The 25,788-nt window shown below is 39.6% G+C and carries 22 protein-coding genes; 12 read left to right on the top strand and 10 right to left on the bottom strand.

Annotation, left to right across the window (positions count from 1 at the left end):
• Window positions 1–276: 276 nt before the first annotated feature.
• Entirely contained in the window at window positions 277–867 is a 591-nt protein-coding gene (locus tag WH223_RS02485) for a porin family protein (RefSeq protein WP_340045946.1), read from the bottom strand.
• A 64-nt stretch (window positions 868–931) separates the two neighbouring features.
• Between WH223_RS02485 and WH223_RS02480 the strand changes: the two genes are divergently transcribed.
• The 4 genes from WH223_RS02480 to WH223_RS02465 all read left to right on the top strand — a co-directional run bounded on the left by WH223_RS02480 (window position 932) and on the right by WH223_RS02465 (window position 2,706).
• The gene (locus tag WH223_RS02480) at window positions 932–1,147 is read left to right on the top strand and encodes a hypothetical protein (protein WP_340045945.1); all 216 of its coding nucleotides are present in this window, start codon (window positions 932–934) and stop codon (window positions 1,145–1,147) included.
• 5 nt (window positions 1,148–1,152) lie between these two features.
• Window positions 1,153–1,494 carry a tRNA-binding protein gene (locus WH223_RS02475; protein WP_340045944.1) on the top strand — a complete coding sequence of 114 codons (342 nt, stop codon included), beginning with the start codon at window positions 1,153–1,155 and terminating at the stop codon, window positions 1,492–1,494.
• A gap of 50 nt (window positions 1,495–1,544) precedes the next feature.
• Entirely contained in the window at window positions 1,545–2,015 is a 471-nt protein-coding gene (locus WH223_RS02470; protein WP_340045943.1) for a nucleoside deaminase, read from the top strand.
• 82 nt (window positions 2,016–2,097) lie between these two features.
• Complete coding sequence (locus WH223_RS02465) at window positions 2,098–2,706, top strand: superoxide dismutase (protein WP_340045942.1); 609 nt, start codon at window positions 2,098–2,100, stop codon at window positions 2,704–2,706.
• 144 nt (window positions 2,707–2,850) lie between these two features.
• Here WH223_RS02465 and recA read toward each other — a convergent pair whose 3' ends face one another.
• Window positions 2,851–3,873, bottom strand: coding sequence for a recombinase RecA (gene recA, locus WH223_RS02460; protein ID WP_340045941.1), 1,023 nt, complete (start codon window positions 3,871–3,873; stop codon window positions 2,851–2,853).
• A 68-nt stretch (window positions 3,874–3,941) separates the two neighbouring features.
• Window positions 3,942–4,598 (bottom strand): endonuclease III, encoded by a 657-nt coding sequence (gene nth, locus WH223_RS02455; RefSeq protein ID WP_340045940.1) that lies wholly within the window; start codon window positions 4,596–4,598, stop codon window positions 3,942–3,944.
• A gap of 183 nt (window positions 4,599–4,781) precedes the next feature.
• Here nth and WH223_RS02450 point away from each other — a divergent pair, with 183 nt between their 5' ends.
• Window positions 4,782–5,198, top strand: a complete 417-nt coding sequence (locus WH223_RS02450) for a MauE/DoxX family redox-associated membrane protein (RefSeq protein WP_340045939.1) — start codon at window positions 4,782–4,784, stop codon at window positions 5,196–5,198.
• An 83-nt stretch (window positions 5,199–5,281) separates the two neighbouring features.
• Here WH223_RS02450 and WH223_RS02445 read toward each other — a convergent pair whose 3' ends face one another.
• A complete protein-coding gene (locus tag WH223_RS02445) occupies window positions 5,282–5,470 on the bottom strand; it encodes a hypothetical protein (RefSeq protein WP_340045938.1) in 189 nt (62 codons plus the stop codon).
• A gap of 72 nt (window positions 5,471–5,542) precedes the next feature.
• Entirely contained in the window at window positions 5,543–7,165 is a 1,623-nt protein-coding gene (locus WH223_RS02440; RefSeq protein WP_340045937.1) for a S8 family serine peptidase, read from the bottom strand.
• A 122-nt stretch (window positions 7,166–7,287) separates the two neighbouring features.
• On the opposite strand from WH223_RS02440, the gene WH223_RS02435 reads away from it, so the two are divergent.
• Window positions 7,288–9,447: a S9 family peptidase gene (locus tag WH223_RS02435; protein ID WP_340045936.1), complete on the top strand. Its 2,160-nt coding sequence runs from the start codon at window positions 7,288–7,290 to the stop codon at window positions 9,445–9,447.
• Window positions 9,448–9,496: 49 nt separating this feature from the next.
• Here the strand turns inward: WH223_RS02435 and WH223_RS02430 are convergent, their stop codons facing one another.
• The gene (locus WH223_RS02430; protein WP_340045935.1) at window positions 9,497–9,766 is read right to left on the bottom strand and encodes a hypothetical protein; all 270 of its coding nucleotides are present in this window, start codon (window positions 9,764–9,766) and stop codon (window positions 9,497–9,499) included.
• A gap of 470 nt (window positions 9,767–10,236) precedes the next feature.
• Here WH223_RS02430 and WH223_RS02425 point away from each other — a divergent pair, with 470 nt between their 5' ends.
• The 3 genes from WH223_RS02425 to argC are packed head-to-tail and all read left to right on the top strand — an operon-like array spanning window position 10,237 to window position 13,219.
• Window positions 10,237–10,953 carry a GNAT family N-acetyltransferase gene (locus tag WH223_RS02425; RefSeq protein WP_340045934.1) on the top strand — a complete coding sequence of 239 codons (717 nt, stop codon included), beginning with the start codon at window positions 10,237–10,239 and terminating at the stop codon, window positions 10,951–10,953.
• Window positions 10,954–11,004: 51 nt separating this feature from the next.
• Window positions 11,005–12,192, top strand: coding sequence for an argininosuccinate synthase (gene argG / locus WH223_RS02420; RefSeq protein ID WP_340045933.1), 1,188 nt, complete (start codon window positions 11,005–11,007; stop codon window positions 12,190–12,192).
• 7 nt (window positions 12,193–12,199) lie between these two features.
• Window positions 12,200–13,219, top strand: a complete 1,020-nt coding sequence (gene argC, locus WH223_RS02415) for an N-acetyl-gamma-glutamyl-phosphate reductase (RefSeq protein WP_340045932.1) — start codon at window positions 12,200–12,202, stop codon at window positions 13,217–13,219.
• Window positions 13,220–13,292: 73 nt separating this feature from the next.
• On the opposite strand, the gene hemL is transcribed toward argC, so the two are convergent.
• Entirely contained in the window at window positions 13,293–14,606 is a 1,314-nt protein-coding gene (gene hemL, locus WH223_RS02410) for a glutamate-1-semialdehyde 2,1-aminomutase (RefSeq protein WP_340045931.1), read from the bottom strand.
• A gap of 247 nt (window positions 14,607–14,853) precedes the next feature.
• On the opposite strand from hemL, the gene WH223_RS02405 reads away from it, so the two are divergent.
• The 3 genes from WH223_RS02405 (at window position 14,854) to WH223_RS02395 (ending at window position 20,147) form a co-directional block, all read left to right on the top strand.
• Window positions 14,854–15,930 (top strand): helix-turn-helix domain-containing protein, encoded by a 1,077-nt coding sequence (locus tag WH223_RS02405; protein WP_340045930.1) that lies wholly within the window; start codon window positions 14,854–14,856, stop codon window positions 15,928–15,930.
• A 149-nt stretch (window positions 15,931–16,079) separates the two neighbouring features.
• Entirely contained in the window at window positions 16,080–18,935 is a 2,856-nt protein-coding gene (locus WH223_RS02400) for a TonB-dependent receptor (protein ID WP_340045929.1), read from the top strand.
• 60 nt (window positions 18,936–18,995) lie between these two features.
• Window positions 18,996–20,147, top strand: a complete 1,152-nt coding sequence (locus tag WH223_RS02395) for a Ca2+-dependent phosphoinositide-specific phospholipase C (protein WP_340045928.1) — start codon at window positions 18,996–18,998, stop codon at window positions 20,145–20,147.
• Between the two features lie 1,437 nt (window positions 20,148–21,584).
• On the opposite strand, the gene hemB is transcribed toward WH223_RS02395, so the two are convergent.
• The 3 genes from hemB to hemA form a co-directional block, all read right to left on the bottom strand.
• Window positions 21,585–22,559 (bottom strand): porphobilinogen synthase, encoded by a 975-nt coding sequence (gene hemB, locus WH223_RS02390; protein ID WP_340045927.1) that lies wholly within the window; start codon window positions 22,557–22,559, stop codon window positions 21,585–21,587.
• Between the two features lie 60 nt (window positions 22,560–22,619).
• Window positions 22,620–24,206 carry a hydroxymethylbilane synthase gene (gene hemC / locus WH223_RS02385; protein ID WP_340045926.1) on the bottom strand — a complete coding sequence of 529 codons (1,587 nt, stop codon included), beginning with the start codon at window positions 24,204–24,206 and terminating at the stop codon, window positions 22,620–22,622.
• A gap of 105 nt (window positions 24,207–24,311) precedes the next feature.
• Window positions 24,312–25,553, bottom strand: a complete 1,242-nt coding sequence (gene hemA, locus WH223_RS02380) for a glutamyl-tRNA reductase (protein ID WP_340045925.1) — start codon at window positions 25,551–25,553, stop codon at window positions 24,312–24,314.
• Window positions 25,554–25,788 lie beyond the last annotated feature (235 nt).

Genomic DNA, 25,788 nt, shown 5'->3' with positions numbered 1-25,788 from the left:
GTTAACACAATTTTGACAGAACGCTTACTATTAAAATCAATTTAGAATTATTCTAATCAATTAAAGCGCTTATTCTGCCCTATATTTCAATCGACCTTCCCGAATTTAATTTTGAATTCAAGCAATGATGACGTAGATATGCCATAAAAAAAGCCAAATTCTATATGAATTTGGCTTTTTTTGAATTCGATTGAAGAAGGTCCGAAATATTATTTGGTCATCCTTTGCGGATGTGCCTTTAATCTTTTATAACCTCCATTTTGAGGGATGTTTTAGCTAGAGGATGTTGAATCCTAAACCAACCGTCCACATGCGTATTTTAGAATTTACGTCACTGTTTTGGCTTAAGTTGGATAAACCATGTTCATAACGGATATCGAAAGTTACTTTACTGATGTCAAGACCTAAGCCACCGATTAGGCCTGTTGAGTTCTTTTTGTATTTATTGAAGTCAGCAATAGAGGTGTCGAAGTTAATTTTCCCATCTTGTGCAAAAGAGAAAACAGGACCTGCTTGAATACGGAATCCTACTGGACCTAAGCCAATACGTGTTCCCAACAAAACTGGAACGTCAAAACTTTTGAAAGTCGCCTGGCCATCGGTATCTGTTCCTGTTGGATTGATACCTACTTTTTTACTTGCATAGTATGCCTCTGGCTGCACGTGGAAACCTGCTACCCCAATTCTACCCCATAGACCCAGTTGAAAACCAGTCTTCGTATCTGAACTAAAATATTTGTTATTATCCTTTAAACTAGAGAAGCCTAATCCTCCTTTAACACCAAACTTAACCGATGGAAAAAGTTGTGCTTGTGAGTAGCTTATTGCTGCGATTAAACAAATAATGGTAAGTAAACATTTTTTCATAGAAATTATTTTTTTAATTTTAGAAACGTTACAATGATAACGTTAATTATTTAAAATTGTGTATATGAATCCATTAAAAATATCAAATACCGATTGGGAAGTATTGCGCGTCAAGCTAAGCCGCAAGTATAACCACTTGACTGCGGAAGACTTGCACTATGTGGCAGGTGAAGAAGAGTCTTTAGTTCGTCGTTTAGCCAAGCGCTTACGTAGAGACGTACCTTACGTTGAATTTACCCTAGGTAAGGAATTAATGGATCTTGAATCTAATCGTTTATAAAGCATATGTCTGAAAGTATTACTTGGGGAGATTTTGAGAAAGTGGAAATGCGTGTTGGTACTGTTGTTGAGGTCGACGATTTCTTGAAAGCCAGAAATCCTTCTTATAAGTTGTGGATTGATTTTGGTGCTGAAATCGGAATCTTAAAATCTAGTGCACAGATTACGAAACACTATACTAAAGAAGAATTGGTCGGCAAACAGGTTGTGGCTGTTGTTAACTTTCCAAAAAAGCAAATCGCTGATTTTATGTCGGAATGTTTAGTGACGGGTTTCCCGGATGCCGATGGTGCAATTGTGTTGACTGCCGTAACACAAGAGGTTCCCAACGGGGCACGATTGATGTAGCGGATAGCACAAGGGAAAAGGATGGATTTTTTGTGGGGATTAAATAAAGTATGAGAGTATATAATTTTGAAGGTACTACCGATGAAGTCGTTAATACCGATGAGCTTTTTATGCGCGAAGCATTAATGCTGGCCAAAAAAGCTTACGACGAGGATGAGGTACCTATTGGGGCGATAATAGTGAGTAACGGTAAGATTATCGGTAAAGGTTACAACCTGACAGAGCGACTTAACGATGTTACAGCACATGCCGAGATGCAAGCATTTACTGCGGCTGCTAGTTTTCTAGGTGGTAAATATCTGAAAGATTGTACCCTTTATGTGACGGTAGAGCCTTGTGTGATGTGTGCTGGTGCATCTTACTGGACACAAATTTCTAAAGTTGTCTATGGTGCTGTGGATGAAAAAAGAGGCGCTAGCAGTTATGGACAGCTGTTTCATCCCAAGACAGAAGTTGTGCCGGGCGTGCTAGCGGATGAATGTGCGGAGTTGATAAAATCATTTTTCCGTAATAAAAGGTAAGATATTGTATAAAATGTAAGCTCAAAAAAACAGTAGCTGCATGTAAATTGTTATATTCGTAGTATAAACAAAATTTAATATTATGGCATTTGAATTAGAAGCGCTTCCTTACGCAAATAACGCGTTGGAACCACACATCGACAAAGATACAATGGAAATCCACCATGACCGTCATCACCAAGCGTACGTGGATAATTTAAACAAAGCTATCGCTGGAACAGATGCAGAAGGTTTATCATTAGAAGAGATCAACAAAAATATTTCTAAATACCCTGCTGCAGTACGTAACAATGGTGGAGGTCACTTTAATCATAAATTGTTTTGGACAATTTTAGGCCCTAACGCTGGTGGCGTTCCAACAGGTGATTTAGCGACAGCTATTGATGCTACTTTTGGTTCTTTCGGCGAATTAAAAACACAATTGCAAGCAGCTGGAGCTACACGTTTCGGTTCTGGTTGGGCTTGGTTGATCGTTAAAGCTGATGGCTCATTGGCAGTAACATCTACACCAAACCAAGATAATCCATTGATGGATGTTGCAGAGGTAAAAGGTACACCAATTTTAGGTATCGACGTATGGGAACATGCTTACTACTTAAAGTTTCAAAATAAACGCCCAGCTTACTTAGAAGAAATCTTCAACGTAATCAACTGGGATGCTGTTGCTCAACGTTACGCTGAAGCGAAGTAATTAGTATTATAAAAAAAATAAAAATAAGCGTTATGGATTCCATAACGCTTATTTTTTTGTGTGCTAATTTGATGCTTCATAGGCATAAAAAAACGATGATGCTTATTTTCGCATCATCGTTTTTTTATATTTATCTAGCGATACTTAGCCTTCTAAACCAGCACCGATTGGTAATTCTTCACCACTTACTTCAACACGAATCTTAGCTTCAAGCTCTTCGCTTAAATCAGGGTTATCTAGAAGTAACGATTTTACAGCATCACGACCTTGTCCTAATTTAGTGTCACCGTAGCTAAACCATGAACCTGCTTTTTTGATAATACCATATTCAACACCTAAGTCGATAATCTCACCAACTTTAGAAATACCTTCACCGAATAGAATATCAAACTCAGCAATACGGAATGGAGGTGCTACTTTATTTTTAACAATCTTAACTTTTACACGGTTACCAGATACTTCATCAGAATCTTTGATCTGCGAAGTACGACGGATATCTAAACGAACAGAAGCATAGAACTTCAAGGCGTTACCACCTGTCGTTGTCTCTGGGTTACCAAACATAACACCGATTTTCTCACGTAACTGGTTGATGAAGATACAACAACAGTTTGTCTTAGCGATTGTTCCGGTCAATTTACGTAATGCTTGTGACATCAAACGAGCTTGTAAGCCCATTTTAGAGTCACCCATTTCGCCTTCAATCTCACTCTTCGGTACTAAAGCCGCAACAGAGTCAATTACGATGACATCGATAGCGCCAGAGCGAATCAAGTTGTCTGCAATTTCTAATGCTTGCTCACCGTTGTCAGGTTGTGCAATTAAAAGGTTTTCTACATCTACACCCAATTTTTGTGCATAGTATTTATCAAATGCATGTTCCGCATCAATAAAGGCAGCCATACCGCCGCTTTTTTGTGCTTCTGCGATAATATGAGTTGCTAATGTTGTTTTACCAGAAGATTCAGGACCATAAATCTCAATCACACGACCTTTTGGAACACCACCAATACCTAAAGCAATATCAAGGCCTAAAGAGCCTGTAGAGATAGCCTCGATAGGTTCAACAGCAGAATCACCTAATTTCATTACTGCACCTTTACCGTAGGATTTTTCTAATTTATCTAATGTAAGCTGTAAAGCTTTTAACTTATCTGCGTTGCTCATATTTTTAGTATTTGATTCCCAAAAGTACAAATTAAGTGGGAAATTAAAAATTTATTTTACTAATATTATTAGTTTGTTGCTTTTGCTTGATGTGTTTTCTCAAAGTATTTACAAAAGTAAGTAATTGGGCATACCTCACATTTAGGCTTTCGGGCCAAACAAATATAGCGTCCATGTAGAATTAACCAATGGTGGGCTACCGCAATAGTCTCTTCAGGCAGGTGCTTTATAAGCTGCTTTTCTACCGCTAAGGGTGTCGTTGCTCTGCTGGTTAAGCCGAGACGATTACTAACACGAAAGACATGCGTATCAACAGCCATTGCCGGATTATGGTAAACAACAGATGAAATTACATTCGCTGTTTTACGGCCTACTCCCGGTAGCTGTACAAGCTCTTCGATTTTTTCAGGTACTACACTTTGAAATTCTGCACATAGCTTTTGTGCCATACCTACTAAGTGCTTCGCTTTATTGTTTGGATAACTCACCGATCGGATGTATGTGAATACTTCATCGACCGAACTTGCTGCCAAGGACTCTGGTGTAGGGTAGCGTTCAAACAATGCGGGCGTTATTTGATTTATACGTTTATCCGTACACTGCGCCGACAGGATAACAGCCACTAATAGTTCAAATGGATTATTATAGTGGAGTTCTGTTTCTGCATTCGGGTTGTTTGTTGAAAAATAGTGTACAAATTCTTTGTACCGATCTTTTTTTAGCATAAACAAAGATAAGGAAAGTGTGGCTAGTTACAAGCTGTTGCACAGGATAAACGGCTAAGTTATTGACGTGTAAACTTGGTTTATTTTTCTAGCAGAATAATGGGGAGGAGGTGTTTTCTTAAACTGGTTTAAGATTTATGGTTTAGGTGGTTTTTAATTTTGTGTTGATATAAATGCTAACTGATGAAAAATAGAAAATTAGATTTCGCGCAATTGTTTATGCGCATAGGCTTATCGTTAACCATGCTTTCGGCGGTAGCCGACCGTTTTGGATTGTGGGGGAAATATGCGGCTTGGGGAAATTGGGAAAACTTCGATCACTATACGCAGGAGCTCACCTTTTTCTTGCCAACGGTATTGAGCCATACTTCCGCCTATATAGCTACATTTTTTGAAATACTATTCTCGGTATGTCTGCTCGTGGGCTATAAAATAAAGTGGGTAGCTTATGGTACGAGCGCTCTCCTGTTGGTGTTTGCGCTCACGATGAGTATTGCACTCGGTGTCAAAGCTCCGTTGGACTATTCGGTGTGGGTAGGGGCTTTTGCGGCTTTTCTTCTTGCTGAGCAAGATAGTTACCGCTGGAGTGTCGGCAAGTAAATGTTTTAGGCTTACAAGTAGGTATCTTGTTCTTGTATGGTCTATAAAAAACAAAGTCCCACATTGCTGTGGGACTTTGCCATCTACCGATGTAGGTTCTTTGAGAAGTTTAAGAGATGTGCTATTGTTTTTGGATTCGGCTCTCTAACTAATTTATTGAGCTCTGTTTTTAAGCAATCTTCAAAATTGTCTGTCGTCTTAGCAACGATAGTCGTAGCACAACCTTCACCTACTTCGGTATCATTTTCTTTTTGTGTAAAGTTTTCAACCATAAGCGTTATTTTTTTGAAAGTACATATAGAACGCAATATGGTGAATTATAGTATTAAAAATTTAACATTTTTTTACTTTTTTATTTGGATGTACTTGTCAGCCTCCAAGATAGCGTTGTAAAGATTGACAATACCGCCCGAAACGGAGATCTCATCAAGGTATACTTTCTTGCTTGCCCCGTCAACATTAACCTTTACTTTATGGTCTATTTTCGTTACCGATTTAAGGATGATGTTCTTTATTTCTTTAGCTGTTAACGTAGGGTAGTAGCTGCGTAATACCGCTGCTAGGCCCGATACCACCGGTGCTGCCATACTCGTACCATCTAGGTCTTTATACAAAGACTCCGGAATGGTGGAGTGTATTTTTACGCCTGGTGCGAAAACATCTACCGAGCGATAGCCGAAGTTAGAAAAGCTAGCCAGCAATTCGTCGTTAACACGTGATGATGTTGCTCCAACAGTAATCCAGTTGCTTGCTTCTCCCAAAACAGCATCCAAACTGTCGGTATAATATTTCATAGGGTAATTTTTGCTGATGTCATTATCCTTACCGTCGTTTCCTGCAGCATGAATCAATAAGACATCTTTCTCTTCCGCGTAGCGCACAGCATCATCTACTACTTTCTTGTTGTAAGCATAGCCTTTGCCGAAGCTCATATTGATAACACGAGCACCATTGTCTACCGCATAGCGGATTCCGTTGGCGACATCTTTATCGCGCTCATCACCATCAGGCACCATGCGTACCCCCATGATTTGAACATTATTGGCTACACCATCGATACCAATTTTATTACCGCGTTTAGCACCAATGATCCCAGCTACGTGTGTGCCGTGCTCGGCATCAGGTCCCTTGATGTCTGCATTACCATAAAAGTGCTCGCTCACATCTTCGTAGTTGTCTCCCACAATATAACGTGAATCATAATCCTTGTTCAGGTGGTACTCAACTTGGTTTGCATAATATTTAGCGCTACCATCAAGTTCTTCGTAGAATTTTGTGAAGCTTGTTTTTTCTAATTCTTTTTTCGCGATGCGGATAATCATCTTTTGACGGTCGCTGGTCGCATTAAATTTATCCAAGTCAGCTTTTGTGATTGCCTTTGGGTCTTTGCCGATGGCCGCAACAATAGCATCTACTTCTTTTTTAAGGTTTCTGTAGTTTAAGGTGCCATAATTTGCCTCATCAAGCTTCGTGGTATAGTCGTTTATCATTTTCTGATAAGCAACAAACTCTCTTCTTTCGGCTTCACTTAAAGGTGTTGATGGTAATATGGAAACATACTTGGGCTCGTAGATGCGAATTAAACGTGTAACCTCTAGGTTGTCAAACTGTACATTTTCACCATTGGCATTGCCTAAGAAATTCCATCCATGCACATCACCCGGGTAACCATTTCCATCAGCATCGCTCTTGCTACCTGCTTTTTCTTTTTTATTAACCCACATGACGTCTTTTAAGTCTTCATGTAAGTAGTCTACACCACCGTCGAGTACACCTACAATGACAGGGGTAGATTTGCGTCCTTTGAGTAATTCGTATGCCTTTTCCGTACTTATACCCATAATACCGTCGGCTCTAAGGTCTAAGTTATACCAGTTTGCTGGATTCTCTTTCTTGCCTTGGGCAAATCCCAAGAAAGGGAGTATGCCAATACCTAGCAAAGCATACAGTCTCATTGTTTTCGTCATAGTTGCTTGTTAATATACTAACAAATATAAAAGATGTCGCCGCTACTTGCTGTTAAAAAACGCTAAAACCATCTTTTTTATCTATTTTTATAGCTTAGTTAATCCAATTTAAACAAATAATTATGCGTTTAAAAAATTCTATAACCTATATTTTTATGGCGACGATTATTAGCGCTTGTTCTACACAGGACGATAAAAAGCCGACAGTATGGCCTAATGCTGAGGCTCCTATTGCGGAAACCAAGGAACACATCCGTATCATCCATGGCGATACAGTTGCGGACCCTTACTACTGGCTTAATGATTATTTCAAAAAAGGACCTGCGGCAGATGCCGTCATCCGTTATTTAGAGGCTGAAAATAGCTATACAAACAGCATGCTTAAAGATACAGAGTCTTTTCAGGCGCAGCTATTCACCGAAATGAAGGCTCGTTTGAAAGAAAAAGATGAGTCTGTACCTTATTTGTCCAATGGATACTATTATTACCGCCGTACGGAAGAAGGCAAACAATATTATAAGTTTTGTCGTAAGAAGGGAAATTTAGAAGCACCAGAAGAGGTATTGCTTGACGTCGATAAACTTGCGGAAGGCTTTCCTTATTATGCGGCAGCAGGTTTCTCCGTGAGTCCAGATAATAAACTGTTGGCTTATGGCGTTGACACCGTATCACGTCGTGAATACACGTTGCACGTGAAAAACTTGGAAACAGGTGAGCTCCTTACCGACCGCGTGACACGTACAACAGGCGATGCTGTATGGGCTAATGACAATAAAACGTTGTTTTATACCGATAAGAATCCACAAACCTTACTGACCGAAAAAATAAAGCGCCACCGTCTAGGTACCGATGCGAAGACAGATGTTGTGGTTTATCATGAAAAGGATAACACCAATTATATCGATGTTAGTAAGTCTAAAAATGATAAATATATTCTTATTACTTCACAGGCGACGCTTTCTTCGGAGGTGTTAATCTTGGATGCGGATAAGCCTGAGGGGACTTTTAAATCGTTTCAACCACGTTTGAAAGATGTGCTTTATTCGGTTACTGCGTTGGAAGATCGCTTTTTGATTTTAACAAACGATGAGGGGGCTACCAATTTCAAGGTGATGCAAGCACCGCTGGATAAAACTACGAAGGAAAATTGGACTACTTTTATTCCACATCGTGCTGATGTGCTAGTTTCCCAATTGGACGAGTTTAAAGATTTTCTGGTCGTTGGCGAACGTAAAAATGGCCTTACGCAGTTGTTTATTCAGTCCTTGAAAGACGCAAACAATAAACACTACTTAGCATTCGATGAAGAAGCTTATACGGTTTCACCTAACGTTAATGCGGAATATAATACTAATATCTTTCGTTATGGTTATACCTCATTGGTGACTCCGGGATCTATCTACGATTATAACATGCAGACGAAGACCAAGGAACTGAAGAAGCAACAAGAAGTTTTAGGAGGTTATAAAAAGGAGGATTACGAAACGAAACGTCTGATGGCTACGGCTAGCGATGGTACAAAGGTTCCTATTTCGATAGTCTATAAAAAAGGATTTAAGAAAGATGGCAAGCAGCCTTTGTTGCTTTATGCTTACGGTTCGTATGGTATGTCTATGGATCCAAGCTTTAATTCTGCACGCTTAAGTCTTCTAGATCGAGGCTTTGCCTATGCGATTGCACATATCCGTGGTGGTGAAGAGATGGGAAGAGCATGGTATGAAGATGGTAAGCTGATGAAGAAAGTAAATACCTTTACCGATTTTATTGATTGTGGTAAATATTTGGTCGCTGAAGGGTATACTAGTTCTCCGCATTTGTATGCGCAAGGGGGGAGTGCTGGAGGTTTACTGATGGGCGCTATTGTGAATATGGCCCCAACATTATGGAACGGCGTTATCGCGCAGGTTCCTTTTGTAGATGTGGTAAACACGATGCTGGATGAGACTATTCCTTTGACAACAAATGAGTATGACGAATGGGGGAATCCGAATTATAAAGATGCCTATGCCTACATGAAGTCGTATTCACCCTATGAAAATATTGAAGCTAAAGAATACCCTAATATTTTGGTGACGACAGGTTTACATGATAGCCAGGTGCAATACTTTGAGCCGGCAAAATGGGTGGCTAAGCTTCGCACCTTGAAAAAGGGAAATAACGTAATCCTCTTGAAAACGGATATGGATTACGGACATGGAGGTGCTTCGGGACGTTTTGATTATCTCAAAGATATAGCCTTAAACTACGCGTTTCTTTTTAAATTGGAAGGAATTACTAAATAAGGTTGGGTAGTAAAAAAATAAAGGCTTGAAATTTCAAGCCTTTATTTTTTTATTTACGGTGTAATATAGAATCTTGCTCGTGTTCAATTTCGCGCGAGTCGATTTGATGCTGCTTATAGTTTTCCACCGCTATTTTGCTTGCTCTTTGCGACACGACGATGGCGATAATACCAATGATAGTGACGACAAGCAGCCCCCACATGTATTTCTTCTTGTCTTGTTTAACCAACCAGTACATGACGAAAACGTAGGGAATAGCAAAGAAAATGTAAAAAATAATACTCGGACCAACCATCTTTTTATCTTTTGTGTGCTGCAAAAATATCGAACTTTACTCGCATATAAAAAAAAATAACAATTAACCTTGCTGTAGGGCTGTTTACAATTTTAAACCATCCAAAGAAAATAGAGTCATATAACTATATTGACGGCAGTAAGCTACAATAACTATTTTTTTGTTAAAAAAACTCACATACTATTGCATAAAACAAAAAAATAATTTTTTACTTTTGCGCTGTCAAAGGCATATATAAGGTACAACCCATGAAATGTTTAAAAGTGTTCGGTCAAATTTCGCAGCAGCTTCGTAAGAAGCTGGTCTTGGGAGATTTCTGTGCTTTTTACAAATTGAGTTGTCCAGTGCTACGTTTTCGACGACCTATTCTGCCTCGCGCTTGATCCCGAGGCAGGCAATCTCTCATCCTTGTAATTGTCCTTTGTGATGATTACCGATTCTGTTAATTGTTTTTTGGCACCTTGCGTGCATGTAATTTTAGGTCGACATCTTAGATGACACTCTCTGATTTTTTTATTATTCCGGCTAATGCCGCTCATATCTCGTATGCTGAAAAGATTTGCGAAGAAATGTTTGAATCTGCGAAAGCACGTGGAACAGGTATCGCTCGTCGTAAACCCGAGTATGTAGCGCGTAAAATGGAGGAAGGTAAAGCCGTAATTGCCCTCCATAAGGATGGCCGTTGGGCAGGTTTCTGTTATATTGAAACCTGGGGTCATGGTGATTATGTGGCCAATTCGGGCCTTATCGTGAATCCTGAATTCCGTAAGGTAGGTTTGGCGAAAGCCATCAAGAAGCGTGTCTTTGAATTATCAAGAGAGCAGTTTCCGCATTCTAAAATTTTTGGATTGACAACCGGTTTGGCCGTTATGAAAATCAATTCAGATTTAGGCTATGAGCCTGTTACCTATTCGGAACTAACACAAGATGAGGAGTTCTGGAAGGGGTGTCAATCCTGTGTGAACTTTGATATCTTGGTTAGCAAAGAGCGCAAAAACTGTATGTGTACAGCTATGCTTTGGGATCCTGTGGAAAAAGAACGAGAGCTGAAGGAGAAAATCCAGCGTAAAGCTGAAGCTAAGGAGCGTCTAGACCGTATCGTGAAGAAACAATCTTTATTAAAACGTATTGAGGCTAAGCTTTTCCGTTCTTCTAAGAAGTTCGTAGCTACCATATTACCCATCGGTACGGGGCTGGTTAAAGGAATATAATTTGTACATTTGAAGCTAAGCATTTAGCAACCATAAATTAGTTTAAAGAAAATGAAAAAAGTAGTATTAGCGTTTAGCGGTGGATTAGATACATCCTTCTGTTGTATTTATCTAACGAAAGATTTAGGACTAGAAGTTCATTCTGTTGTGGTCAATACGGGAGGTTTTTCAGAAGAAGAATTAAAAGAAATCGAAGCGAGAGCTTACGCTTTAGGTGTGAAATCACACAGCGCAATCGATGAGACGGCAGACTACTACCGCGATACTATTAAATATTTGATCTTTGGTAACGTGTTGAAAAATGCTACGTACCCACTTTCTGTATCTGCAGAGCGTGTATGTCAAGCTACAGCAATTGCTAACTATGCGAAGAAAATTGGTGCTGCTTGTGTAGCACATGGTTCTACGGGTGCTGGAAACGATCAAGTACGTTTCGATATGATTTTTCAAACCTTAATTCCTGGGGTAGAAATTATCACGCCTATCCGTGACTTGAAATTGTCTAGAGAGGCTGAGATTGAATATTTAAATAAACATGGAGTAGAGTACTCGGCTGAAAAAGCTAAATACTCCATTAATAAAGGTTTGTGGGGAACTTCAGTAGGTGGGGCAGAGACATTAACGTCAAACCAATACTTACCAGAATCTGCGTGGCCTACGCCAGTTACATCTAGCGAAGAGCAAAATATTACTATTGATTTTGAAAAAGGTGAGCCTGTAGCTTTAAATGGAGAGAAAATGTCTTCAGTACATGTTATTCAGCAATTGCAGGCTATAGCTCAGCCATACGGTATTGGTCGTGATATTCACGTGGGTGATACTATTATTGGTATTAAAGGTCGTGTAGGTTTTGAGGCTGCTGCTTCTTTAATCTTAGTAAAAGCACACCACACCTTAGAAAAACATACTTTAACAAAATGGCAGTTGTCGTGGAAAGATCAAATAGCGGCTTTCTATGGTAACTGGATGCACGAAGGACAAATGCATGATCCTGTAATGCGTGATATCGAGGCTTTCTTACGTTCGTCACAAGAGACCGTTACTGGTCGTGTGTTCGTAACATTGCACCCATACCGTTTTGTAATCGTTGGTATTGAGTCGGATCATGATTTAATGTCTAACAAGTTTGGTACTTACGGAGAGATGAACGCTGGTTACACCGGTGATGATGTAAAAGGATTCTCTAAGATTTTCGGTAACCAGACCATCATCTGGCATAAAGTTAACGACAAAGGATAAGTTAAGGATGAGCAAAATAAAGGTAGGTATCGTTGGCTCGGCTGGCTATACGGGAGGAGAGTTATTAAGGGTGTTGATTTATCACCCAGAGGTGGAGATTGTTTTTGCAAATTCGGTGTCTAATGCGGGTAATAAGCTGTATGCAGTACATAACGATTTGTTTGGCGACACTGAGTTAAGCTTTTCTGCCGATTTTCATTCGAATGTTGATGTCCTATTTTTATGTGTTGGACATGGCGATGCGCGTAAGTTTTTAGAACAGAATACGGTAGACCCTTCGGTGAAAATAATTGATCTTTCACAAGATTACCGCTTGAAGGCTAATCGCGTATATCAAGGACAAGATTTCATCTACGGCTTGCCAGAGTTGAATCGCGAGGCTATTCGTACAGCACAGTATATCGCCAATCCGGGTTGCTTTGCGACCAATATTCAGCTTGCTTTTTTGCCGCTCGCGGCGAAGGGTTTGCTACCGCAAGAGATTCATATCAATGCGACAACGGGATCGACGGGGGCAGGGCAGAAGCCTGGCGCAACGACACACTTCTCGTGGCGTAATAATAACCTTTCGGTGTACAAAGCTTTCGAACACCAGCATTTGCAGGAAATATCAGAGTCTTTGGATCAGTTGCAAGAGGGGTTTTTACCACAAAACGAAGCTTCTTTGTTGCAGCGTGCTGCCGAGAAGATTCATTTCGTGCCTCAGCGTGGTGATTTTGCACGCGGTATTTTCTCTGCGAGCTATGTGACGTCAGATTTAAGCTTAGAAGAAGCTTATGCCGTTTATGAAGACTATTACGCTGGTCACCCTTTTACGTGGGTAAGCCGCGATAATATCGACCTTAAGCAGGTTGTAAATACGAATAAGAGTATTATCCATCTGGAGAAGCACGGTAACCAACTATTGGTACTTAATGCAACAGACAACCTTTTGAAAGGAGCCTCTGGACAAGCGGTTCAGAATATGAACTTGCTTTTTGGACTGGATGAGCGTACAGGCTTAAACCTAAAAAGCGTAGGTTTTTAAACGTACTTAAATGCTATAGAAAAAGCCGATTCTGTTTTCAGAATCGGCTTTTTTATGCTTTTATTTTTTGCTATTAAGCGAAAACAATGGCTAAAGATTCTTTCAAAGCATCGATAGCAAAGCGTAAGTCTTCTTGTGTATGCGCGGCAGAAATAAAGCCTACTTCATAGCCCGAAGGGCCAAAGTAAACACCTCTATTCAATAATGCACGGTGCATAACTTTATATTTCTCCATGGATGCTGGGTCGATCTCATCGGCACGTTTGATGGATGTCTGCGCGGTGAAGGCAAACCAGAAAATAGAACCTACAGTAAATAGTTGTACCGTATAGCCTTTTTCTTGAATATGTGCACGTAGTTCTGCTACGAATGCTGCGGTTACTTTTTCTAAATTGCTGTAGAAATCAGGTTGTGCTAATATGCTCAATGCTGCAATACCTGCTGCCATAGCCACAGGATTACCCGACAGCGTTCCGGCTTGGTAAACACCTCCGTCAGGAGATATATGTGCCATAAGTTCGTTGGATGCTCCGTAAGCACCTACAGGCATACCACCACCGATGATCTTTCCGTACGTTAAGATATCTGGTTGGACGTCATAGTAGGCTGCAGCTCCCGTAAAGCCCAAGCGGAATCCCGTAATAACCTCATCAAAGATGAGTAACGTTCCGTTGTCTTTCGTGATTTGACGTAGGTAATGAATATAATCTTTATCTTGTAGTAAGAGACCATTGTTGGCCGGAATACCTTCAATGATAACGGCCGCAATTTGGTCTTTATAACGTGTGAAAACTTCTTGTAGCGCTTCACGGTCATTCAAGTCAATGACGATAGTCTCTGCGGCGAATGATTGTGGCACACCCGCTGATGATGTCTCCCCAAAAGTAACTAAGCCCGATCCTGCTTTAACCAATAAAGAGTCGGAGTGACCATGGTAGCAACCATCAAACTTAACAATCTTATCTCTCTTTGTATAGCCACGCGCTAAGCGAATAGCCGACATGACAGCTTCCGTACCGGAGCTAACAAATCTTATTTTATCGATGTACTTATTTTTGGAAACAATAAGTTCCGCAAGTTCATTTTCTAGCTGCGTAGGAGCGCCGAAGCTTAATCCTTTATGCAGCTGTGCCGTTACAGCTTCGCGTATTTGTTCGTTGTTGTGGCCTAAGATTAAAGGGCCCCATGAGCAACAGAAGTCAACGAATTTATTACCATCGCTATCCCATAAATGGGCTTTGTCGCCTCTTTCGATAAATAGTGGTGTACCATAAACAGACTTAAAAGCGCGAACAGGTGAATTTACTCCTCCTGGGAAGTATTTTTTAGCTGTTTCAAAAAGCGCAGCAGACTTTTCACGTGAAATCTCTTGAACGGATGTTGACATACGAATATTAAAATGTTTCCTGCGAAGTTATTCATTTCGCAGAGAATCCTGTTCATTTTAGGGTCACTATTTAATAAGAATGCTTTCGTGCGATAGGAAATGCTACTGTAGGATGCATGAGATAGCTATTGTTTTCCAGCGTAGATTTTCGATTTGCTGATTTCATTTTTTGATTTTCCTAGATCTTCTAGGAGATTTAACGCTGTATTAATACTAGCCTGATACCTTTGTGTATTAAGAAGATGTAATGACAGGAGTATTTATTGCTATTATCATGCAAGGCTTGCTATCTGCTTTGATGATTACTCGAAGGAATAAGAAGACTTTTTTCTTCTTGTTTTTTTATTTATTGGTAGTGTGCAGTGATTTTCTTTTCGAGATGTTTCTGTATAATTATTTTGAGCAAAGCACGCGCTACATTGAGATTATTCCCAGTAGCTTTAGGCTGCTAAAAGGGCCATTACTCTTTCTTTTTACGCACCAATTGGTTGGTAAACCTATAAATAGCCGCTTTTATCCTTTGTTTTTCTTGCCTTTTTTCCTGTGTTTTTTCGCGAATGTGATTGCGCTGTCTAATCTTTTTTTCGATGACGAAATAAGCGCTAATATCCTCCGTGTACATGCTTTCATCTTCAAGCAGTACTATTTTTATTGGTATGGTTTTGTGTGTCTTTCTTTATTTCAGTTGAATCGCTATTATGATACAGGTTCTTCTGCTTTTAATGCGTATAAGTTATTTCTATCCTACCTATGCATCACACTAGTGCTTTATAGACTGGCTTATTTAGGTGGTATAGATAAGGATTTACTGCGTGTGATAAACAATTATTCATTTTTTATTCAATTTGCCTTATTGGTTAATTTGAGTTTACGGTCTACGCAGTTGAGCAAAGTGGCAGTGGCGGAAGTTGATTTAGGAAGTAAAGAAAAATATCAATATTCCCCATTAAGTAAAGAGGAGCAAAATCGAATAGCAACGCTTGTGCATAGCTATTTGAAAAGTGGAACTGCCTATATTGAAGAAGAGTTTTCTCTGCATAGTTTGGCCATGGCTATAGGTTTCTCAAAGCATCAGGTTAGCCAAGTAATAACAGACACCATGCAGTCCAATTTTTATGAATTGGTAAATACCTATCGCCTAGAATTGTTTCTCCATAAATTAGATCTAGACCCTAGCTTAAGTGTATCTGATTTATCCTATCAAGTAGGCTTTAAATCTAGAACTACCTTTTATAAGTACTTCAAATCAAAGGTCGGATTGACACCTTCTGAATATAAAGGACAGCTTAAAGGACGCCTTGAAAAGACGGAAGTTTTTAGTTAATAATTTGAATACACAAAGTTAATATTAGTAACCACTTGTTTTACAGGTTATTAGTGTTTGTTCGCCTGTTCTTTTGTACGTTTAGGACGAGTTGGACAGTCCGTATTTGGTGACCTTATAGATTTGTGATTATAAATTTTTGGATAATCATGAAAATAGAAATCAGCAAATTGTGCTTGACGACATGCTTACTGATAACGGGGCTTGTCGCGCAAGGGCAAACAAAAATTGTCGGAAAAATACGAGATACTTCCGGACCTCTTCAAGGGGCAACCTTAAAAATTGATAAGTCAATTGTTGGAGGTACCACAGGCTACGATGGACAGTTTGAATTGAAGACAAACCTAACGGGTGTCTTTGATCTTATTATCAGTTACATGGGCTATGATGATCAGCATTTTTCCATAGACTTGGCTAAAGATAAAGTGATTGACTTAGGTGTCGTGGAAATGCAGAAAGGTGGACGAAAAGAGATTGCGGCCGTTGTTGTTTCAGGCGCCTATCGTCCCAGCCAGCTAAGAGCATTACAGCTTAAAAAAAGCTCCCCTAATATTGTAGAGACACTCGCGGCAGATGCTATCGGTAAGCTGCCTGATCGTAATGCTGCCGAGGCGGTACAGCGAATTCAAGGGGTGTCTATCGAACGCGATATGGGCGAGGGTAGGTTTGTGTCCGTAAGGGGAACACCTATTCAGTGGAGCTCCTCTACATTAAACGGTAATCGACTGCCTAGTGCTAGTGGTGATTTCTCTCACCGTGGATTGCAAATGGATATATTTCCCTCCGAAATCATTCAATTTGTGAAGATGGCCAAAGCCCTGACTCCCGATATGGATGGTGATGCCATCGGTGGAAGTATCGATTTCATTACACGTTCTGCAGTCCCTAGACAAACATTTTCTGTTACAGCGGCAGGTGGTTATGTTGATCAATCGCATAAATCGTCCTACAATGGTTCTTTTGTATACGGCAATAAGATAACGGATAAGTTAAGCTTTATTACCACGGGGGTAATTTGGGATCGTACTTCGGCGATTGATAATTATCAAATGGTTTTCGACTTTAATAATCCAGATCCTAAGCAGTCGTATGCTGTTAATCAGTTGCAATTGCGTGATTACGTTGCTCGAAGACGCACATTGGGATTTAATGGTGCGCTAGACTATAAGTTCAATGATCGTCATAATGTTTATTTTAAGGGTTTATATAGCCAGTATTTGGATCAGCAGAATGTACGTGAAACATATTTTAACTTTAATCAGAACAACGTAAACTTGCAGGCTCGTCATGCTGATTATGTTACAAGTTTGTACAATCTACAGATTGGCGGTAAATCTAAGCTTAACGACCGATTAACCTTGGATTGGTCAATGTATACAGCACGTTCTTCTTTTAATTTTGATTCGCCAAAGAACGTGGAGAAAGAAAATCGTGGTTACCCAATTGTGAGCTTTACACAACCGATGGAGTACCTAAACTTGGCAGCTGATGGTAAAAAGTATCAGGATATCGATTGGCCAGAAAGCAAGCTTAATGACAAAACGATTTTGCCGTATACAGCAACAGCATTGGACCCCACGAAAATGAAGTTGAATCAAGTGGCATTAATTCAAAACCTGCAAAATACAGATCGTGATTATGCTTTTAAATTTGATTTGAAACAGGAAGTCTCTGATAAGTTTACTTTGCAGACTGGTTTCAAAGGATTGAACAAGCGTAAAGATTTAAGGGCGCAAACACTCGTGTCTCGACCTGCGTCGGGCTTAGGAATGCCGAATACCCCTATTACTTACCTTAGCCAGTTGGAGACGGAGGCATTTCCTGCCAACGGTGGTTTCTTAACGGAGCTTAATCGTCCTTTTGACAATGTCATTATTGACCAGATTAGTAATGCACAGATTGATGAGTTTTATACACCAGAGGGTAAAGAGAAATATAAGCTTGTCGAGGTGCAAGGTCCTAAAGCAGCGTCAAATTTAGCGAATAGCTATTATGGTCATGAGAACGTATATGCGGCGTATGTAATGGGAACTTGGCGCGTAACAGAAGGATTTCAGTTGTTAGCCGGATTACGGAATGAGTATAATGATATTACTTTCAATGGTAAGAAAGCGACCAATACTGCTACAGGCGTAAAAGAGGAAGATGTAAAAAATAAAAACCACTACAATCTCTTGTTGCCGATGCTGCATGCTAAATGGGAGCTTACGGATAATAGCTTATTGCGTGCTGCTTTGACACGTTCGTTTGCTCGTCCCGACTTTAATAGTTTAAATCCAGGGACGGTTGTCAATGAATTAAATAATACGATTACTGAAGGAAATACCTTCCTTAAGCCTACAGTTTCTAATAACGCTGATCTGATGTTTGAGCATTATTTTGATAACGTAGGTATCATTACCGCTGGTGCTTTTTATAAGAATTTGCGCAATATTATTTATGATAACCAATCGGTGGTAACCATCAACGATAAGCTTTATGTGAAATCTACACCTGAGAATTTAGACAAAGGCCGATTGTTAGGTTTCGAATTAGGAATTAGTAAGCGTTTTGTTGAGTTGCCTGGTTTCTTATCCCGTTTTGGTGTGGAGGTAAATTATTCTTTTGTAGACTCGAAGATGGATTTACCGAAGTATGATAAAGGAATGCAGGTAGGCGTGATTGCGACAACCTTACCAAAACAAGCAAAGAATATTTTTAATACCATTTTATTTTATGAAGATGGAAAATTGATGGCGCGTATTGCTGGAAACTACAAGGGAAATTACCTTAATGTAATCCGCAGTCAAGCGGGAGAAGGCCATTATCAGTGGTTTGACAAGAACTTTACGGTAGATTTCTCGGCTTCTTATGCCTTGAAGAGTAACCTACGTTTGTTTGTCGAGATGAATAACATTACAAATGAGCCTAACCGTTTTTACCACGGTATAAAAGATAGAGTAGAGAATGTCTCTTACGTTTCGTTTAGAGGGCAAGTTGGTATCAGTTTCAATTTAAAAAATTAAGCATTACATCTTATGAAAGGTATATATAAGCAAGGATTATTTTTGTGGTCCTGTATAAGCATGATGAGCACTGGAGTTGCTCAAACAAAAAATCCAGCATTGGAAAGTTTGAAAATCAATCAAATTCAGGTTTTGGGTACGCATAATAGCTATGCACGTCCGGTAGATCCTCGGCTTTTTCAAGCGATTAAGCCCATTTTGGATAATATGGAGAAGACCTATTTCGCGAAAATGCCTGCTGCGCAGAAAGAGAAATTTTTGGAGTACCATCCGAATGGGATGAGTCTAATCGAAGGATTGAAGTATGACCATCCTCCTTTATCCGAACAACTAGATTCAGGCCTTCGTAGTTTAGAACTTGATGTGTATAACGATCCGGATGGTGGACGATTTGCTGAACCAGCAGGCTATGTAGCACTCCGCAAAGCTGGTGTGCAGAACCTTGCCTACATGGATAAAACAGACCTTGAAAAGCCAGGGTTTAAGCTTTTGCACATGGCTGATCTCGACTTCCGTACGTATCATACCACCTTGGTTAGTGCGCTGAAAGAATTGAAAAGCTGGTCGCAACAGAATCCTGACCATGCACCAATTTTTATTATGATTGAGGCGAAGGATAATGGTATCCCTTTGTTTCCAAATGCAACTCAGGTGTTGCCGTTTGACCAAAAAGCATTTGAATTGCTTGATCAGGATATTTTACAAACCATGGGTAGAGACCGTTTGATTCTTCCTGACGATGTGCGTGGAGGCTACAAAACCTTACGTGATGCGGTTAAAGCGGGCCATTGGCCAACAGTTGCTCAAGCCCGCGGTAAGTTTGTGTTTTTACTGCTACCTTCTGCTGCTGGACTCGGCGAGGAGGGAGGTGCCTATGTGAAAGATGCACCTAATTTGGAAAAGAAAGTGATGTTCGTGCAGTCTTCGCCCGAATCAAGCTTTGGTGCTTTTCTATTGCTTGATAACGCTAAAATGCGCCAATCTGAAATTCAACGCTATGTAAAAGAGGGTTTCCTCGTACGTACACGTGCTGATATCGAGACTTACGAAGCTAAGGTGAATGATTACTCTCGAGCAGAAGCCGCCTTCAGCAGTGGAGCGCAAATCATATCTACCGACTTCTTTAAGGCGACAAATACGTATGGAACACCTTACCGTGTTCAGCTGCCTAAAGCGCGGGATATGCAAGCAAACCCTATTAATGCACACTAGTTATTAACAAAATGTTGATAACCTCGTTGGTAACCAACAATGCCGGGCTTATTACGCTCGGCATTGTTCATTTTTAGGGATAAGCTTTGCGGAATATGCGTGTATACGATTTTTGTTTAGCTAGTGGATTGCTTGTTTTGAACAGTTGTTGTACGGAGTGTTAGCTAACGCTTTGGTTTATAGTTGCTAATATCGCTATTTTTTCCTGTTTGATTCAATTCCCCGTTGCTCGGTCTAGTCAAAGGTGCTTAGTTATGCACAGTAGTTATTAACAAAGTGTTGATAACATCGTTGGTAAACTAGCCTGCTAGGCTCGTTAAAGCTGGATATTGCTCATGTGTAGGAATAGCTTTGTGGAATAGTGCTGAGCTCCTTTTTAATTTAAAGCTATTTCAACGCGTCCATACGTAACTTTTCATAGTTGCGGGCTGAAATTTCATTAACTATTTGATTTGTAGCAGAAAATGCTACTTGGGCTGTACGTTTAACGCTGCTTTTGCGAACGCGATAAAGGGAAGAATGTTCAGTTATACACAGTAGTTATTAACAAAGTGTTGATAACATCGTTGATAAACCTGCCTACAAGGTTCATTAAAGCTTGCTGTTGCTCATGTATAGCGATAGGCTTTGTGGAATAGTACTGAACTTTCTTTTAGTTCAGCTACTGCATAGCCTAATTCCGACTGTTGGATCTTGTTATTTATCTAAGCTATTGGTTTATAGATTTAAGGATGGTTCTTATTGCTTATTTAATGCTGTTTTGTAAGGAAGGTCTGGTTAAAAGTAGCTAGTTATGCACAGTAGTTATTAACAAAGTGTTGATAACATCGTTGGTAAACCAACCTAAAAGGCTCCTTATAGCTTGCTGTTGTTAATTTGTCGGAATAAGTACTGTGGAATAGTCCAGAACTTTTTTTAATTCAGCTACTGCACAGACTAATTTCGATTGTTGGATTTTGTAACTAATCTAAGTTGCTGATTCATAGTTGGAAGTATGGCTTACGTTTCTTGTTTAGCGCTATTTTGTAAGGGAGGTCTGGAGGAAAGTGGCTAGTTATACACAGTAGTTATTAACAAAGTGTTGATAACATCGTTGGTAAACCTGCCTAAAAGGCTCGTTGTAGCTTGTTATTGTTCATGAGTAGGACTAAGTACGGTGGAATACGTATGAAGTTTTATTTTATTCAGTAAGCGTATAGGTGGTTTTTAACAGTATTATCTTTTTGATGCGCTAACAGGTTGTTTCAGAGGTTTTACGGTCTGTAGCACGGGGTGTTGGGCTTCGCAGGATTAGCTAGGTATCGCTAAGAAGAGCCTGTTATGCACAATAGTTATTAACAAAGTGTTTATAACATCGTTGATAAACAACAATGCCGAGCTCGTTAAAGCTCGGCATTGTTTATTTTAAGGAAAATCCGTGTGGAATAAATCTGAATTTTATTTTAACCAACCTTTTTCTAACACTTCTTTAGCGTGGTAGGTTAATATAGAAGTCGCACCTGCACGACGGAAGCTCAATAGCGTCTCCATAATAGCGCGTTCTTCATTCAACCAACCATTTTGTGCAGCAGCTTTTAACATCGCGTATTCGCCTGATACGTTGTAAGCAGCAATAGGTAAGTCAAAATTATCGTGCAATAACTTGATGATATCTAAGTATGGCAATCCTGGTTTCACCATCAAGAAGTCAGCTCCTTCTTCCATATCCAACTGCGCTTCGATTAAAGCCTCACGTGAGTTTGCTGGGTTCATCTGGTATGATTTTTTATCACCAGCTTTTGGTGCTGAGTTTAAAGCATCACGGAAAGGACCATAGAAGGCTGAAGCATACTTCGCTGTGTACGACATTAAGGAAACATCGGTAAAGCCATTTTGATCTAAGGTTTGACGGATATAACCAATACGTCCATCCATCATATCTGAAGGAGCAATGATATCAGCACCAGCTTCAGCATGTGCTAAGGCCATTTTTCCTAAGATAGCTAAGGTTTCATCGTTCAGGATTTCTCCATTTTCAACGATACCATCATGCCCATCAGAGCTGTATGGATCCATTGCTACGTCGGTAACGACACAAGCTTCTGGGAAGTTTTTCTTTACCTCTTCAATCGCGCGTAGGTATAAACTTCCTTTCTGGTAGCTTACCGTTGCATATTTGTCTTTTAAGGCATCTTCAATATTTGGAAATAGGTCGAATGCCTTTAAACCTAGTTTTAAGCAGCTTTCTACTTCACGCAAAAGGTTGTCAACAGAATAACGAAAGATGCCTGGCATGGACGATACTTCAGTTTTTTGATTTTGACCATCTACGATGAATAAAGGAAAGATCAAATTGCTCGCAGCTAAATGGTTCTCTTGAACCATATCACGGATAACAGCTGATTTTCTATTTCTTCTAGGACGTTGTAACATGATATGAATATTATGATATGTAAAAAGGGGCATAAATAATGCCCCCTTGTGGTAATTTTTTTATGCTAAACCAAAAATAGCTTCTGACAAACCGATTTCGTCAGGCGTAAATGGAAGGGTATACGGAAGGCCCATTGCTTCAATTACTTTGGCAGTGGAATAACCAATACAGATTATCTTTTGTCCTGGATCAATCAAGTTTTCTTGAAAATAAGCCTCTACATTGCTCGGGCTAGTGAAAATTAAAACCTCTGCATTTGTTTTATCTACATTCTCCTCGAGTACGGTCTCATAGATTGGCATATCGATGACCTGTGTTTCTGGTGTTAATGCATTTTGGATAGACATTAACGAGTCTTTGGCACGCGGAATAAATACCGTTTGTCCATCTACAAGCTTCGCAAATTCTTTCGCTATATCTTCCGTTTTAATGCCTAAGTTGTCGCCAGAGAAATCAGCTACGCGATCATACTTGCGTAAAGCATCTTCAGAGCCACGGCCTAAAACGGCAATTTTAGTTTTCTTCAATATCAACGGCTCTAGTTTGAAGAAGTGATCAATAGCGTTTTTGCTATTGAAGAAAATCCAATCTGCGCGCTTAAGAATAAAAGAGTCTAAGTTGTTTATGGTAGGGTAGATGCGGATTAAAGAGCGCGCGTCTACTTGAATTTGGTGTTTCGCTAAATAGCGACCTAAATAGGAGTTCTCATCCAAATCGCGCGTGATAAACACGCTACTAGGTAATTTTCTATCTTTTTGGTATTTGGCGAAAATTGTTTCAGCCATACCTTCTGTTGTGTCCGATTGTAGGTAAAAACGATCTGGGAAATCTTCATTATCTTCTGCAATAGAAGTCCATGCTTCATATTTACCATCACTTGTTTTACGACAGTAGCAACCTAGCGGTGCATGGCAGCCTGCCTCAAACATATTTAAAACTTTACGCTCTACAGCGATTGTTTTAGCTACCTCTTCGTCGTTTATTTTCTGTAAAATAGCAAATAGCTCTGGGTCGCTTTCGCGAATTTGAACTGCCAACACTCCTTGTGCTGGTGCAGGTACGACTTCAATAGGTGGAATCTCTTCGATATGGAAAGCACTTAAGTCCATATCCAAACGTGCAATACCAGCCTTAGCCAATACGATAGCATCATATTGTTCGTCTACAAGCTTCTGAAGGCGTGTCTGAAGGTTTCCACGTAGGTCTGTAAATTCTAAATCAGGACGTAACGATAGTAATTGTGCCTTACGACGATTAGATGAAGTACCTACTGTCGCGTTGTGCTTTAAGGAAAGTCTTTTCTTAATATCTACACAGTCTTTATGCACGATAATCAATTCCGAAGGGTCTTCACGGTCTGATACAGCCGCGATGATAAGTCCCGGTGGATTGACTGTTGGCAAATCTTTATGTGAGTGTACAGCTAAGTCAATTTGACCATTTAATAGTTCTTCTTCAAGCTCTTTGGTAAAGAAACCTTTACCCTCTAGTTTATCCAAACGCAAGTGCTGGATAATATCACCTTGGGTTTTAATAATCTTTAATTCAGATGATACACCTATTTCGGCTAATCTGTCCTTAATGAAGTTAGCTTGCCATAGGGCTAATTGACTACCTCTGGTTCCAATTACAAGTTTTCTGTCCACTACTAATGATTTATATTGAAAATTCTCACAAATTTAACCAAATAGTCATACAATCCCGACGTTCATTGTCAGAATTAGGCTAAATTTTGTAGAAAAATGTGCTTATTAGTTATTATCGATGTGTGCGTTGTTAACCATGATTTCTTTGGCCATCACCATAGGAACTTTAATACATTTCTTTTCCATATAGTTCATGACTTTCTCAAGGACCTCGCGCGCTTGTGGGTCAAGTGCTTGCACATCTTGTGCGAATACCTCATTCAAAGCAAACGATTTAATCTCTTTAATCTTCTCCGGTACTTGGCGCATAGCAACTTCTACACGACGCTGTTTCAAGAGAGGAAGGAATTCCTGAATATTTTGCTGAATGATAACACCGGCACTATCCAACTCATTATAACGTTCTTGTTTATTTTTTTCAGCGATAGCTTGTAAGCTGCTTACTTCGATATAATGTACAGGGAACTGTTGGATTACTTCTGGAGCTACATCGTTTGGAATTGCTAAGTCAACAATTATTTTACGATCAGTCTCTCCATTAAGAAGCATACGGTATAGATTGGCATCGATAATAGCCTCAGGAGATCCTGTGCATACAATCATGATGTCAAATCCTTTTTTATATTTTCCAAGTTCCGACAGTGGGTAAGCTTCCGCATTCAATTCTTTAGCCATTTTTTGTGCATTGGCTATCGTACGGTTGAAAACTACAAAGTTGGAATGTTGGTGTTTCTTTAAGTATTGAACTAAGTTTTGGTTTGTTTCACCAGCACCAATTACCATAATGCGTGCGTTATGTGGTAGTTTGGTTTCTTTAAGTTTGCGGTAAGCAAGGGAAACAACAGAAATAGGGTTGCGTGAAATGTCGGTATGTGTATAAACTTCTTTCGCCGTTTTTACTAAACGATCCATAATCATACGCATATAATCGCCCGTGAAGTTTGCTTCTCTACAACGCTCGTATGCTCTGCGTACTTGCGCTAAGATTTCTTTTTCACCAACAACTAAACTCTCTAGCGAACAAGACATGCGAAGTAGGTGGTTTAAGGCCGCCAAACCTTCGTAACGTGTTACTTGTCCTAAATAACATTGTAAACGTTCTGCCGGCACACAGAAATTCATTTTATGCATGAACTCCGCAATGAAATTATCCGACAATTCGTGAGCTCCATAGAACACAAATTCCACACGATTGCAGGTAGCGATATAAAAAATCTCAGGTATATCTAAGGTGTTTTTCAATGAAACTAAACGCTCCTCTAACTCCTCATTACAGATAACCAAATTTCCCAGGTCTTTTAATTCGACATGCTTGTGGGTAAATGCTATAACTTTTAAATTCTTCAAAGTCTTATTTTGCTCAATAATATTATCTGCAAATGTATAGCAAAAGCCTTGCTCTAATGTCAGAAATCTGTCAACAGAGCGAATTTAGAACGATTATAAATAGTGTTTTATTTTTATATTGTATTGATTTTTAATTAATTATGAATTAATGTTCGTAAAAAGGTGATGACAATCATTTCTCTGTATTGTACGAAAAATGAAAGATTACTAATTTATCGACTATTATTGGGTAAAT

Origin of the sequence: Sphingobacterium sp. MYb382 (genome assembly GCF_037572665.1) — a bacterium.
Lineage (GTDB): Bacteria > Bacteroidota > Bacteroidia > Sphingobacteriales > Sphingobacteriaceae > Sphingobacterium.
This window is presented reverse-complemented; position numbering and strand designations above follow the sequence as displayed.